This is a genomic window from Vibrio celticus (assembly GCF_024347335.1).
GTDB lineage: Bacteria > Pseudomonadota > Gammaproteobacteria > Enterobacterales > Vibrionaceae > Vibrio > Vibrio celticus.
On the sequence record NZ_AP025463.1, the window covers coordinates 3,304,997 to 3,319,623 of the forward strand.

At 44.9% G+C, this 14,627-nt stretch carries 12 protein-coding genes; 2 read left to right on the plus strand and 10 right to left on the minus strand.

Annotation, left to right across the window (positions count from 1 at the left end; translation table 11 throughout):
• Positions 1-266: 266 nt before the first annotated feature.
• The gene (locus tag OCV19_RS14745) at positions 267-1,583 is read right to left on the minus strand and encodes an adenylosuccinate synthase (protein ID WP_010434108.1); all 1,317 of its coding nucleotides are present in this window, start codon (positions 1,581-1,583) and stop codon (positions 267-269) included.
• 172 nt (positions 1,584-1,755) lie between these two features.
• Between OCV19_RS14745 and OCV19_RS14750 the strand changes: the two genes are divergently transcribed.
• Positions 1,756-1,944, plus strand: coding sequence for a DUF2065 domain-containing protein (locus tag OCV19_RS14750; protein ID WP_010434105.1), 189 nt, complete (start codon positions 1,756-1,758; stop codon positions 1,942-1,944).
• A 137-nt stretch (positions 1,945-2,081) separates the two neighbouring features.
• On the opposite strand, the gene OCV19_RS14755 is transcribed toward OCV19_RS14750, so the two are convergent.
• The 9 genes from OCV19_RS14755 to tsaE form a co-directional block, all read right to left on the minus strand.
• Positions 2,082-3,458, minus strand: coding sequence for an IS4 family transposase (locus OCV19_RS14755; protein ID WP_065677198.1), 1,377 nt, complete (start codon positions 3,456-3,458; stop codon positions 2,082-2,084).
• Positions 3,459-3,632: 174 nt separating this feature from the next.
• Entirely contained in the window at positions 3,633-4,610 is a 978-nt protein-coding gene (hflC, locus tag OCV19_RS14760; protein WP_065677196.1) for a protease modulator HflC, read from the minus strand.
• Positions 4,611-4,612: 2 nt separating this feature from the next.
• Entirely contained in the window at positions 4,613-5,815 is a 1,203-nt protein-coding gene (gene hflK, locus OCV19_RS14765) for an FtsH protease activity modulator HflK (protein ID WP_019825650.1), read from the minus strand.
• A gap of 27 nt (positions 5,816-5,842) precedes the next feature.
• Positions 5,843-7,150 carry a ribosome rescue GTPase HflX gene (gene hflX, locus OCV19_RS14770; RefSeq protein WP_017059928.1) on the minus strand — a complete coding sequence of 436 codons (1,308 nt, stop codon included), beginning with the start codon at positions 7,148-7,150 and terminating at the stop codon, positions 5,843-5,845.
• 44 nt (positions 7,151-7,194) lie between these two features.
• On the minus strand, positions 7,195-7,458 hold the full coding sequence (gene hfq / locus OCV19_RS14775) for an RNA chaperone Hfq (RefSeq protein ID WP_017059927.1): 264 nt from the start codon (positions 7,456-7,458) through the stop codon (positions 7,195-7,197).
• Between the two features lie 193 nt (positions 7,459-7,651).
• A complete protein-coding gene (miaA, locus tag OCV19_RS14780) occupies positions 7,652-8,584 on the minus strand; it encodes a tRNA (adenosine(37)-N6)-dimethylallyltransferase MiaA (protein WP_048612708.1) in 933 nt (310 codons plus the stop codon).
• A 97-nt stretch (positions 8,585-8,681) separates the two neighbouring features.
• A complete protein-coding gene (gene mutL, locus OCV19_RS14785) occupies positions 8,682-10,868 on the minus strand; it encodes a DNA mismatch repair endonuclease MutL (RefSeq protein WP_065677195.1) in 2,187 nt (728 codons plus the stop codon).
• 102 nt (positions 10,869-10,970) lie between these two features.
• Positions 10,971-12,686, minus strand: a complete 1,716-nt coding sequence (locus OCV19_RS14790) for an N-acetylmuramoyl-L-alanine amidase (protein WP_065677194.1) — start codon at positions 12,684-12,686, stop codon at positions 10,971-10,973.
• On the minus strand, positions 12,680-13,144 hold the full coding sequence (tsaE, locus tag OCV19_RS14795; RefSeq protein ID WP_065677193.1) for a tRNA (adenosine(37)-N6)-threonylcarbamoyltransferase complex ATPase subunit type 1 TsaE: 465 nt from the start codon (positions 13,142-13,144) through the stop codon (positions 12,680-12,682). Before tsaE ends, OCV19_RS14790 begins: the two co-directional genes overlap by 7 nt.
• Positions 13,145-13,384: 240 nt before the next feature.
• Here tsaE and queG point away from each other — a divergent pair, with 240 nt between their 5' ends.
• A complete protein-coding gene (gene queG / locus OCV19_RS14800) occupies positions 13,385-14,527 on the plus strand; it encodes a tRNA epoxyqueuosine(34) reductase QueG (protein ID WP_065677192.1) in 1,143 nt (380 codons plus the stop codon).
• Positions 14,528-14,627: the final 100 nt, after the last annotated feature.

Sequence of the window (14,627 nt, forward strand, 5' to 3'; positions counted from 1 at the left end):
CAATCGTAGTAAATAACTGCTCACTCTAGCTTGTTAAAATACTCGATAACTTCGTTAGAATTTTTGATTGTAGAATAACTACTTATCGAAAAATTCTGCCTTGTTCTCAAGCATTTTTCCGGCGCTATTTTTGATCACTTACTTACTGTGATTGGTATTCGACTCTCAAATTGCAGGTATTAAAAAGCCGACTTAATAAAGTCGGCTTTTAGAAAACTATTTCATTATCAAAGCACTGTTCGTGCCTGGTAATCACTCAGCGGGCATTATGCGCCGTATGGGTGAACCTTGATGATAGTTTCGTTACGATCTGGGCCAGTTGATACGATATCAATTGGAACGCCAGTTAGGTCTTCGATACGCTTGATGTAATCTAGAGCAGCTTGTGGAAGCGCGTCGATAGATTTAGCACCAAATGTGTTTTCAGACCAACCAGGCATTGTTTCGTAGATTGGCGTCGCTTCTTCGAATGACTCAGCAGCCATTGGAGAAACTTCTAGGATAGAACCATCTTTCATCTTGTAACCAGTACAGATTTTTAGTTCTTCTAGGCCATCTAGAACGTCTAGTTTAGTTAGACACATACCAGATAGAGAGTTGATTTGGATTGCACGACGCATAGCAACAGCATCGAACCAACCAGTACGACGTAGACGACCAGTTGTTGCGCCAAACTCGTGACCAACATCGCCTAGGTGTTTACCAACTGGGTCTTGCTTCTCAAGGCCATCGTATAGCTCAGTTGGGAATGGACCTGAACCAACACGAGTACAGTAAGCCTTGGTAATACCAAGGATGTAACCGATGTGACGAGGACCGAAACCAGAACCTGCAGCAACACCACCAGCTGTAGTGTTAGAAGACGTTACGTATGGGTAAGTACCGTGATCGATATCTAGTAGCGTACCTTGAGCACCTTCGAACATGATCTTGTCGCCGCGCTTACGTGCTGCGTCTAGTTCGTCAGTTACGTCGATAACCATCGCAGTTAACATGTCTGCGTAGCTCATCGCTTGCTCAAGAACTTCTTCGTAGCTTACTGTTTCAGCTTTGTAGAAGTGCTCTAGTTGGAAGTTGTGGAATTCCATCACTTCTTTTAGCTTCTCAGCAAATGCTTCTTTATCGAAAAGGTCGCCAACGCGTAGACCGCGACGAGCAACTTTATCTTCGTAAGCAGGACCGATACCACGACCCGTTGTACCGATAGCTTTAGCGCCACGAGCGATTTCACGCGCGTTGTCGATTGCAATGTGGTACGGAAGAATTAGGGGACAAGCTTCAGAGATGAAAAGACGTTCACGTACTGGAATACCGCGATCTTCAAGAGGCTTCATTTCTTTTAGAAGTGCGTCAGGCGATAATACTACACCGTTACCAATAACACATTTAACGTTATTACGTAGGATGCCTGATGGAATTAAGTGAAGAACGGTTTTTTCACCGTCAATTACAAGTGTGTGACCTGCATTGTGACCGCCTTGGTAGCGAACCACGTATTTTGCATCTTCAGTTAAAAGGTCAACGATTTTACCTTTACCTTCATCACCCCATTGGGTGCCTAGAACGACTACGTTATTTCCCATCTTTCCAATTTCTGTTGCTAATTAAAAATGGATTCTAGCACTGAATCACACTTCTTGCAGTCACTTTTTGTTCATAAACGTTAACGCTGTACAAAAATAAACCAGACATAACTGGGGGCAGATGTGTAAAGATACTGATATCATTGCTTTTTTACAGACAAAAGGCAGAACCATGTCTCAATCAATTTGGCTCGCTATTGGGCTCGTACTTATTGTTGAAGGGCTCGGCCCCTTGATTGCACCCAATGGCTGGAGAAACATGGTCGCGCAACTGAGCGAGCAACCAGACACGCAACTTCGCCGCATTGGAGGCTGTCTTGTGGTGGCTGGAGCGGTTATCGCTTTCATGACCTACCGCTAGGTTTCTATAAGTAGAACGCTGTGTAAGCGCCTTCCCTCGCGCCCCAATAGTGAATCCACAAACATGTCTCCTCCTGAAAGAAGTCATAGAAAACAAAAAGGCTCCCACAATGGGCTGTCTCTTGATCACAAGTCTGGTTAATCAAGAGACTTAGCGAGTTCATACCCTTCAAGGATGGTTTGTAACCTAAACCATCCTTGCCATAACGTCTTGATAGAAGCACGACCCGTTCGCTTGGTATTCTTCCAACCACCTAACCGTGCAATACCATTGTAAGCCCATGATATATTCGGTGCTTCCTTTGGTAGCTTTTCGCCCTCCAACTTTAGCCACATTAGCTTCCATGCTTTGCCTTTTAATATCTGCTCACAACTGGTCTTAGATAGCTCATCTGATTTATTCATAAACCTCAACTGGAGTAACCGAATCGCGATAAAAGCTAAAATCACGCTAAGCCTTTCTAAATTATCTTTACTCTGCATTCTCAGTTGCTCAACTTGAGTGCCTTCACTTTTCCAGACCTTATGGAAGTCTTCAATTAGCCAACGTTGCTCATAATAACTGACGATTTTAAGTGCCTCTTCCTTACTCGTTACTGGCTCTGAAGTGAGTAAGTGCCAAGCGAGCTTATCGCAACTCTCTCCTTGCTCGATGCACCCCACGTAGTAGAGAGGGATGTTATCGAACTCTTTTTTATTAGCGGGAGTCTTCAGTGTTACGGGGGCATATTTTATGTCTAGATGAGCTGTTCGGGCTTTACGCCCCCCTTTTTGCGGTATTTCGAGTACTTTCTCTCCGGCTGATAACAGGGTAGAGGCATAGCTATAAAGGCGGTTATCGTGCTCTTCAATACAGCGGCTTTGCATTGAGCGAACGAGAAATCTTTGTTGTTGCTCTTGCTTGTAAGTGAGGTATTCAAATAAGTCTGCTTCTCTATCGCACACAGAAATAACATCTGAGATTTTCTCGCCAAGTCGCTCTGCGACATGGCGAGATGCTTGTTCCCATTTATAACTTTCTTTTTCTTTGTACGGTCGAGTCGCGTGCTGGCGTCTTTGACCACGCTTTTCAATATCTCGGGTCCAGCGTTGTTGTTCAATTAAGCCAACAACCATTTGAGTTTTGGGAGCAAAAAGCAAGGTTGAGTGAACGAACATCGCTCGCTGTCGATTACCTTGATTAGAGTGCCCGAGCTCATCTCGTATACTGCGATGGGAGTAACTTAGAGAGGTGGTATCTTCTAACGCAAGAAGTGTTTGTTGCTCTAAAGCCTCTTGTGCTGTGACATGAAAGCCCGCCTCTGCGATATCTTCTGCTTTGATTTGCTCATTACGGATAAAGCGATAAGCCCCTTCCATATCAGCAGGGGAGATGATGAGTTTAGAAACAGGAGCGCCAGGTTGCTCGGCCAATGAGGCTGCAAGAGCAACGAGTCTTTGAGTACGTCTGGGGTCATTGAGGCGGGCTTGACCAAATTGCTTTTGTGCCCAAAGGGTTGGCTCTATATAAGTCATGATAATCATCCTTGTCATTGTTTAGATGATCAGATCATGAAACATAAAATTAGTTCAAAAAAAATCCCTAAACCGTGGCTTAGGGATTTGTGTATAAGAGACAGCCCACAATGGGAGCCTTTTAAGTTTTAACGTATTTTGCTTATTAAGCTAAGCATTCGCTAACGCATCAGCTTATTTTGCTGGAGCGCCGCTTGCTTGATTCATGTATTGGAAGAAGTCAGTCTTCGGATCCAGTACTAGAATGTCGCTCTTATCGCTAAATGATGTCTCATAAGCTTGCAATGAACGCATGAAGCCGTAGAACTCAGCATCTTTGCTGAACGCATCAGAGTAGATCTTCGCAGCTTCTGCATCTGCATCACCACGAGTGATTCGAGCTGTACGGTCAGCTTCAGCAAGAACTGTTGCCACTTCTAGCTCAGCTTGAGCACGGATAACTTCCGCTTTCTCACGACCTTGAGAACGGTGTCTACGAGCAACCGACTCACGTTCTGCACGCATACGACGGTAGATAGATTCACTGATTTCGTCAGGAAGGTTAATCTTCTTCATACGGAAATCAACAACTTCAACACCTAAATCAGTCATCGCACTTTCTGCCGTTCCAGACAAAACGTTTTCCATGATCTTATCGCGTTCGCCATCAACTTCTAGTGCTTCTGCAGCCGCTACCGTTGTGACGACTTCGCTATCAGCAGAGTCTGGCAGGATGTCCTTATTACGAGGGCCTGACACAATCTGCTTAATTTCACGAGAACCAATTTCAGAACGAAGAACATCTGTCACTTTACGCTCAAGAAGTGCTTCTGCCGTCATGATATTACCGCCACCGGTACTCAGATAGAAACGTCCAAAATCAGCAATACGCCATTTTGCGTAAGTATCAATTAGAACGTCTTTTTTCTCTGATGTTACGAAACGGTCAGAACGGCCATCCATCGTTTGAATACGAGCATCAAGTACTTTTACGCGATCAAACATCGGCAGTTTAAAGTGCAGGCCTGGTTCATAGATTCGTGATACGCCGTTGTCGTCGAGAACTCGACCAAAACGAATTACCATGCCACGCTCGCCTTCTTGAATCACAAACAGTGACATCAATAGAAGGGCAATCGTCACAACTAATACAGGGATCATTAATTTACGCATTATTAGTATCTCCCTTGGCGTGAACTGTCTGAACGAGTTTGAGTGCTAGGCTTAGGATCCGCTTGAGTTTCTAACTCAATTTGGTCGTAAGTCGATGATGCTTTTGCAGGGCGAGTGCCCGACTGAGAACCACCTTGTGCGCCTAGCTTATCAATTGGTAGGTATAGCAAGTTACCGCTTGATTCAGAATCAATCAGGACTTTCGATGTGCTTGAGTACACTTTTTCCATTGTATCTAGATACATACGGTTACGTGTTACTTCAGGAGCAGCTTGGTATTCAGGTAGCAGTTTCTCGAACTGAGCTACTTGACCTAGAGCACCATTAACTGTGCGCTCTGAGTAACCTACCGCTTCTTTCTTCAAACGCTCAGCTCGACCTGTTGCTTTTGGAAGAATGTCATTTCGGTAAGCTTCAGCTTCACGTTCAAAACGCTCTTCATCCTCACGAGCCGCGATAGCATCATCAAATGCATCTTTTACTTGCTCAGGTGGACGTGCTGACTGGAAGTTCACGTCAACAATCAGAATACCCATGTCGTAGCTATCAATAATACGGTTCAACGTTTCTTGAGTGCTTTGACGAATCTGCTGACGACCACTTGTCAGGATACTATCCATTAGTGAATCACCAATTACCGCACGAAGGGCAGAATCGGTTGCTTGGCGTAAACTGTCGTCTGCATTCGTTACACGATACAAGTACTTGTATGGGTCAGAAACGCGGTATTGAACACCCATTTCAACGGTCACAACGTTTTCATCTTTCGTCAGCATCGTGCCAGCAGCACGTAGAGAACGAATCGCTTGAACGTTTACTAGTTGCTCATCTTTGATTTCATCGATGAAGCGTGGGTGCCAGTTAAGACCAGGTTCTTCGATACGGTCGAATTGACCCAGTCGAAGTACTACTGCTCTTTCTGCTTCGCCAACGGTGTAGAAACCAGCGAAGAACCAGATAGCAATAGCAATAACGGCAATGACACCAAAGCCAATTGCACCGCCACCGCCAATAGATGGCCCGTTACCGTTGCCACCCTTTTTACCAAACTTGCCACCTAACTTTTGACTTAGTTTACTAAACACTTCGTCTAGATCTGGCGGTCCTTGATCTCGGCCGCCGCGATTATTTTTATTACCCCAAGGGTCATTATCGCGGCCGTTATTATCGCCGTTGTTGTTATTTCCAGGCTCATTCCACGCCATTAGAAAGCTCCATCATTTGATATGACGTTATACTGTAGCAGTCTCTTTGGTAACGATAAAGTCACCTAAGAGCGCCCCTTCTCTTTTTTCAAGTTTAGACCAATCTATTTGTTGCATTCGGATATCTATCAACAAGTTACCATTTTCATCATACTCTTCCTGTTGAATACATTTCATCTCGAAGAATAAGCTGCGAATACGGCCCTGATGTTGATGTGGAATACACAACCGGAATTGAACCATCTGGCTAGCTAAACGCTCAGTTAAAGCTTCAAACAGCAGTTCAATACCTTCTCCTTCCATTGCAGAAACCCAAACAGCGCGAGGTGCGCCCTCTTCGTCTCTTTCAATTCGAGGTTTTTGGTCTTCCATGCAGTCAATTTTGTTCATGACTACAAGGGTTGGCACTTCATGAGCATCGATTTCTTCTAATACTTCATGAACAGCCTGAATGTTCTCACGAAAACGGTCATCACTGGCATCAACAACATGTAACAAAATGTCAGCTTCCTGCGTCTCTTGTAATGTTGCCTTGAACGCAGCGACCAAGTCGTGTGGTAGATGACGGATAAAACCTACGGTATCTGCGAGAATTGCAGGCCCGACATCTGCCAAATCAATCTTACGTAGTGTTGGGTCTAGAGTTGCAAACAGTTGGTCTGCCGCATAAACACCCGCACTTGTGATGCGATTGAAAAGTGTTGATTTCCCTGCGTTGGTATAACCAACCAAAGAAATTGTTGGGATTTCAGCTCGATTACGAGCACGTCGTCCTTGTTCACGCTGTTTAGCAACTTTCGCTAAACGACGTAGTATTGCCTTTATACGGTCACGCAACAAACGTCGATCGGTTTCCAGTTGAGTTTCACCTGGACCACGAAGACCAATACCACCTTTCTGCCTTTCAAGGTGAGTCCAACCACGAATCAATCGAGTAGAGATATGACGAAGCTGAGCGAGCTCAACTTGTAGCTTACCTTCATGAGTTCGCGCACGTTGTGCAAAGATATCTAAGATCAAACCCGTGCGATCAATCACACGACATTTACACAATTGCTCGAGATTTCGCTCTTGGGCAGGAGAGAGGGAGTGGTTAAAAATCACAATTTCAGCACCGGTTAGCTGAACAGCTTGTGCGATTTCTAGGGCTTTACCTTCTCCAACGTAGTATTTAGGGAGTGGGGATTGTCGGCTACCAGTAATCACTTGTAGCGTTTCTACCCCCGCTGAGGAGACCAGCATTTCACATTCGCTTAGATCTTCCCATTCTCCCTCTTGCGTGAAGTTGATATGAACAAGTACGGCTCGCTCGCCGGATTCATAACGGTCAAACAAGCAACCAACTCCTTATTACAGCGCAAGCTGTATCAATTGAACGATTAATCTTCAGTCTTCTCTGGACGATCAGATGGCGTGCGTTGCTCGCCGCTGTGGTGACTCACTGCGCGAGCAGGTACCACAGTAGAAATCGCATGCTTGTAGACCATTTGGTTTACTGTGTTCTTCAATAAGATCACGAATTGATCGAAAGACTCGATCTGACCTTGCAGCTTAATGCCGTTAACAAGATAGATAGAGACTGGAATGCGCTCACGACGGAGTGCATTTAGGAATGGGTCTTGTAGCGATTGCCCCTTAGCCATTTTATTTTCCTTATTTGTATTTTGTTGTAATTATTTAGCTAGTGGTGCACAAAAAGGTGCGGCCTTTGCATCTGAGCTAAATGAATAAAAAAACTCCGTTGTTATTGAAAGGCTGTGATTTTTTAAAAGCCTCAATAACGGATCCTTTCCAGAGTATATTCACGCAAAAGCGATCACATTATACACAGCAATACTAATCAGATGCTATTGCATCTGAAAGAGTTTCTAACGCTTGATCAATGTTTTCGCTATCTAACCAAGTTAAATCATCCCAACTGCGCAACCAGGTGATTTGTCGCTTGGCCAACTGACGGGTTGCACAGACACCACGGAAAACCGCTTCGTCTAAATCACAATTACCGTCTAAATAATCCCACATCTGCCTATAACCAACGCATCGGATCGATGGCAGTTCAGGGTGAAGATCTTCTCTGGCGTACAACGCCTTCATTTCATCTTCAAATCCCGCTTCTATCATCTTCTCGAAACGCAGCTCAATGCGGCGATGGAGTTCAGTCCTTTCCTTGGGAGCTATAGCAAATTGTTTTACACGAAATGGCAGGCTATCGCCTTTCGTTTGAGTTAGCTCTGTTAATGTTTTACCCGAAATTCGGTAAACTTCCAATGCCCTTGAAAGCCTTTGTGGATCATTTGGGTGTATTCTTTCAGCGGATACGGGATCTATCTCTCTTAATTGATCGTGCAATGCCTGCCAACCTTGTTCGATAGATTCCGCTTCAATCTGCTTACGAATCTCTTGATCCGCTGCTGGTAATGGCGATAAACCTTCCAACAATGCTTTGTAGTACAGCATTGTGCCACCAACAAGTAGCGGGATTTTGCCTTCCGCTACAATCTTATTCATTTCATTGATCGCATCACGACGAAAATCTGCCGCAGAATACGCTTCGCTTGGGTCCAAAATATCAATCAAGCGATGAGGCGCGAGCGCAAGCTCTTCCGCATCCGGTTTAGCGGTACCAATATCCATGTCTTTGTAGATTAATGCCGAATCGACACTGATGATCTCTACAGGGTATTTCTGACGTAAGCGGATAGCTAAATCTGTTTTCCCTGATGCCGTTGGGCCCATTAAAAACAACGCTAAAGGTAATTTTTCAGTCATGATATTTTGTATTTGCTTCTCTGTTTTAGCGCTTTTTAGCAAAGGGCTTTGTGTCGCGACGTATCCAGCTAAAAAGACAAATGTCGTCGCGAAAAAATTAAACCGTAAACGCGGCTATAGTCGCTGAAAAGTCGATAGGATTAACAAACTCTGGATCATCTAATGGAAGTAGACCATGCCAAAGTTGTTCAAGTTCCCCAACTAGTTGAACCGCTTCAGATAAAGTGTAGTCGCTTTTTACTTGTGCCGTTTGAATCCCGATCCAGTTGACCAATGATGGCAACAGATCGCTGGAAACATTAGCCGAGTGATTATCAACAATCTGAGCGTTTAATGAAGCCGCGTAAGATAACAGATCTGGGATCAAAATTTGTAAGTTTTGCTGCCTTAAAGGAGAAGGCACGCCCATCACCATTACCGCCTCGCTGTTTCGCGCCTTAAGCTCAATCCCCAGTAACGCCAAAGTTTGACTCAGCGCCTTAGCAACTTCGACAAGTTCACTGCCCAGCTTAATCGATAAGGGCACCAATAGTGGCTGGCTTTTTAACGCGCCCCCTCGAGTATCAAGCTGACCAACAATACGCAATAACTCAGCCTTAGCCAAAGAAACCAACACACTGCCGTTCTTATTGCCCATCACCAGATATTGACGTTCCACAATCGAGACCGCTTTACCCAAGTCCGTTACAGGTGCTCTTGGTTTCAAGTTAACGGGATTCTGTTGAGAAGGCTTAGCTTCTTTGTCTATGTTATCTCTGGTTTCTACTGGTACCACGTGCTCTTTAGGAGATGATGGCTGTACAACTTGATCATCAAAATCAGGCGTTTTCAGAAGCTCTTTATAAGCTTTCACTTCTCGCTTAGATGGCGCGGGTTCACCATGATGCTGGTATTGCTCTTTCTCTTTTTTAGGTTCAGGTCGAGACTCTATCCACTCTTGGCGAGGAGAACCGGTAAAACTGCTTTCACTAGCAGACGAGCTTCGGCCAGCAGATGAACTTGAGCTGGTTGATGGAGCATAGTGTCGCCCACCATCATTAACGCTGTGTTGAGGCTTATCAAAAGCGTGCTCTGATTCTGCTTTTCTCGGGTAGGCAGGCGTTTGCTCAATAGCGTGTCGCACCCTATCCGAAACTTGGGTTTGATCCGAACTGCTAGGCATTACGCTTTCTGGCTCAGCGAAACTCGCAACACCATCAACTGCAGAGCTCGTACTATCTTGCTGATGATGAATCACTTCTGATTGATGAAAAGCTGACTGATTGATTGGCGCAGCATCGATCTGCTTGCTCTGTGCTAAACCATCGCTCAATGCTTGGTAAATAAAATCATGCACAAGGCGCGCTTGATGAAAACGTACTTCGTGTTTTGCAGGGTGAACATTCACGTCCACCTGATGCGGGTCAAGTTCAATGAACAACACATACGTCGCGAATTGGTCTGGACGCAGGCTGGTTTCGTAGCTTTGACGAATCGCATGATTGATCAGCTTGTCACGCATCATACGACCATTCACATAGCAGTATTGCAGGTCGCTTTGTTGTCTTGCTCCTTCTGGCGTGGTGATCCAGCCATGGAGTTTTAGACCTTGGTGCTCAAGCTCGATCTTAAGCATATGACGAACAAAAGGATTGCCACATACCGCAGCGATGCGCTTTTCTGCTTGAACTTCTGTCTTGGCAGCGCGGTACTGACGAATCATTTTACCGTTATGGCGCAGATTGATCGTCACATCGAAACGGCTCAATGCGATGCGTTTAAGCAGTTCATCAATATGGGTGAATTCGGTTTTCTCGGTGCGTAAGAACTTGCGGCGTGCTGGCGTATTGAAGAACAGGTCCAACACCTCAACCGAAGTACCAATAGGGTGCGCCGCAGGCTGCAGTTTGACCTGCATATCACGACCTTCACTGTGTGCTGCCCAAGCTTGATCTTGAGTGGCAGGACGTGAAGTCATGGTTAAGCGCGCAACAGAGCTAATACTCGCCAGCGCTTCACCACGGAAACCGAGGCTGACGATCGCCTCTAGGTCATCAAGGGTATGGATCTTAGAGGTCGCATGGCGGCTCAGTGCTAAGGCAAGCTCATCTTTGACGATGCCCTTACCATTGTCACGAACGCGGATCATCTTAGCGCCACCTTTCTCGATATCAATATCGATACGAGTGGCACCCGAATCCAAACTGTTCTCAACCAACTCTTTTACAACAGAAGCGGGTCTTTCTACCACCTCACCCGCTGCGATTTGGTTAGCTAACCGAGCTGGCAGTATTTTTATCGTCATATTTATAGCTACCTTACTGCCATTGATGGAAACGCTGTTACGTTTGCACTAGTTCTTCTTTTTTAACATTGATATACCTGAAGCCGCTTAGTATTCCCATAACTACTTGTGAGGAATAATCAACACTTGGCCGATAGCTAGACTGTCAGATCTTAGCTTATTCGCTTGGCGAATGCTGTTGACGCTCACGCCATATTTCGACGCAATCTTGCCAAGGTAATCGCCTCTTGCAACTTTATGTTTGCGCAGAGGGATATCTTTCACTTCAACAGTAATACGTAACTTTTGACCCACTCTCACCGTCTCTGATTTCAAACGGTTCTCACGTTTAATATCAGCCACCGACACTTTATAGCGGCTGGCGATCTTACCTAGGTACTCTCCAGACTTAACCGTGTGAGTTATGGTTTTCGTTTTAACCGCACTGCTTGATGATGAACTTGAAGTGCTGCCTGGAATCTTAAGTACTTGGCCAATTGCTAGGCTGCTCGATTTCAGATTGTTGAGTTTCATCAAGGTCTGCGTCGACGTACCATACTTGCTCGCAATCACAGACAAAGACTCACCACGAGACACTTTATGTTGGCTCACGCTACCCGTTGATGACGTTGCATTAGACAAGATAATCCCTTCAGGCGGGTTAGCCTTCAAATACTTAACGACCGCTTTAGTCACAGCACGAGCCAGCTTGTCTTGGTGCGAACGTTGGAAAAGCAACTTCTCTTCGGTTGGGTTTGAAATAAAGCCCGTTTCTACCAGTACCGATGGGATCTGTGGTGAACGTAATACCGCCAAACTGGTATTGATTGGTTTACTGTTATGCAGTTTCGCAACCTTACCCATCTCAGACAGAATGGTTGTTGCAAGTTTATAGCCCTCTTTTTGAGAGTGGCTGAACTGCAGATCAAGCAAGGTTTGGTTTACGTTCTTATCATCAATATTGCCTGTAAAAGCCGCACCGCTGCCACCGAGTAATTCAGACTGTTTCTCTTTGTTCTCGATCCATCGAGAGATCTCGGTATTTGCGCGTCGAGTGTTCAACACAAACACCGAACCACCTCTTGGTTGAGGGGTCGTAAAAGCATCGGCGTGAATAGAAATAAACAGATGAGCTTCGTTTTCACGCGCAATCGCGACACGTCGATTTAGGTTCACAAAATAGTCAGCATTACGAGTCATACGAGTTTTGATCCCCGGAGTCGCATTCAATTGAGCTGCTAACTTCTTAGAAATACTCAGAGTCGCATTCTTCTCATATTTACGAGATGGACCGATTGAGCCAGGATCTTCACCGCCGTGGCCAGGGTCAATCACGATCAAAATGTCTTTCTGACGTTTAACCTGATTAATATTCTTACTTACCGTTGGCTTACTCGGCGTCGATGTCGCTTTACTTGCCGCACCATGAGGTAAGTCGATCACCAAACGGTGTCCATACTGACCACCCGGAGTCGGGCTCAGTTTGAACAAATCAGCTTTAGACGACTTCTTTAACTCAAAAACCAAGCGATAAGTGTTTTTGTCTGGCGGTGAGCTCTTACGAATCTTAGATAGAACAGGGCTATCTTTCACCACGACCGGTAGCTTAGTCGCAAGACTGGTATTTTTTAAATCAACCACTAAACGACTCGGGCTACTCAGGGTGAAATAGCTAAAGTCCGCTTCTGATTTTAAGTCGATAACCACACGAGTTTCTTCTGGAGAAGGCCAAACCCTTAAACTTTTCAGTGAGTTTGCAGAAACAAGTGAAGAAAACAGTATAGAAAAAACAGCAGCCATCATGGCCACTGTTGAAATAAGGCGTCTAGAAATCAACATAACTCCAACTGACTAAGTAAGCGCTGTCCGTATTCACTATTAGCGGTTAAAGAAACAATACGGTGATCGTCTTGGTAACGAATATCAATATCCAAATCGGCTTCTAGTAGCATCCCATAACCTTTCTCAGGCCATTCAACCAAACAGATAGCATCCGGAGTAAAGTAGTCACGAATTCCCATGAACTCTAACTCTTCAGGATCGGCTAGGCGATAAAGGTCAAAGTGGTACACCTGCCAATCGGCAAGTTGATAAGGTTCAACTAGAGTATACGTTGGGCTCTTTACATTTCCTTGATGGCCAAGTGCTTTTACAAAGCCACGACTGAAGGTCGTTTTACCTGCGCCAAGATCACCATGCAGATAAATAGTCGTCTGTTGTGAGCAAAGATTAGAAAGCTCCGTTCCTAATTGAATCGTTGCTTGTTCATCTTTCAAAGTAAATTGTTTCGTGCTCATGAATACGTTCTCTAAAAATCGATCGTTGACTATATAAAAATCAAAAGAACAAGAATAGTAAACCGTGATGCTTTTGGGAGACAAGCACTCAAGTGTAAGTTCTATGAAAAATACTGCTCAAAACGCGTCTGTTCTGGTCAACACCACTAAGATCCGTTAAGATCCGCCCCCATTTTTGCCGAACCTAATTTTAATTAGCCTTATCTCTAATTGTAAAACAGAGAAAATAAGAATTAAGCCATGAATCTAGACCATCTTGCTGAAAAAATTAAAATCTGGGGAAAAGAGCTAGGCTTTCAAAAAGTTGGCATCTGCGATGTTGACTTAAGTGAACACGAAGCCCCTCTTCAAGCATGGCTAGATGCTGGCAATCACGGTGAAATGGATTGGATGGCTCGACATGGGATGATGCGTGCACGTCCTGATGAACTTCACCCAGGCACAATTCGAGTGATCAGCGCTCGAATGAATTACCTACCACCAGAAGCTCAGTTTGCCTCTAACCTAAGCGATACCACTCAAGGCTACATCAGCCGTTATTCTTTAGGCCGCGACTATCACAAATTGTTCCGTAACCAGTTGAAAAAGCTGGGACAAAGAATTGAAAAAGAGGTCGAGGGTTTAGACTCACGCCCTTTCGTCGATTCAGCGCCTATTTTAGAAAGACCGCTCGCTCAGAAAGCAGGGTTGGGTTGGACAGGTAAACACTCATTAATTCTTGATAAAGACGCTGGCTCTTGGTTCTTTCTAGGGGAGCTGTTGGTTAACATCCCTCTTCCAACGGATGAACCCAGTGTCGATGAGTGCGGCAAATGCACCGCATGTCTCACTTCTTGCCCAACGGGTGCCATTATTGCTGATGGCGTGGTTGATGCGCGCAAATGTATTTCGTACTTAACCATTGAATATGATGGTGTGATCCCTGAAGAATATAGAGATGCCATTGGTAACCGTATCTACGGTTGCGATGATTGTCAGTTAGTTTGCCCGTGGAATCGTCATGCCGAACTCACAGAGCAAACAGACTTTCACCGCAGAGAAGATTTCCAAGAAGCCGATCTGGTTTCACTTTCAAGTTGGGACGAAGCAACCTTCCTAAAGAAAATGGAAGGCTCAGCAATCAGACGTATCGGCCACACCCAATGGTTACGCAATATCTTTGTTGCGATGGGCAATGCACCATTCCAACAACGCATTGTTGAAACGCTCGAATCTCATCAAGGAAAAAACGATATGTTGGATGTGCATATTGAGTGGGCTTTGCAAAAACAACTACAGCAGTTACCCAACGCTAGCTGTGTGCAAAAAAGTAACAGCAAAATCTCCACCAAAAAGCACAGACTGATACGTATAGTAGAGAAAGGACTACCAAGAGACGCTTAACGCTTTATATACAAATGTATGGCAAGCGAGCCCCCACTAACAATCCAACATTTAAGACAACTCGTTGCACATGATTTTAGAACAATGTTTGACCTTGTTC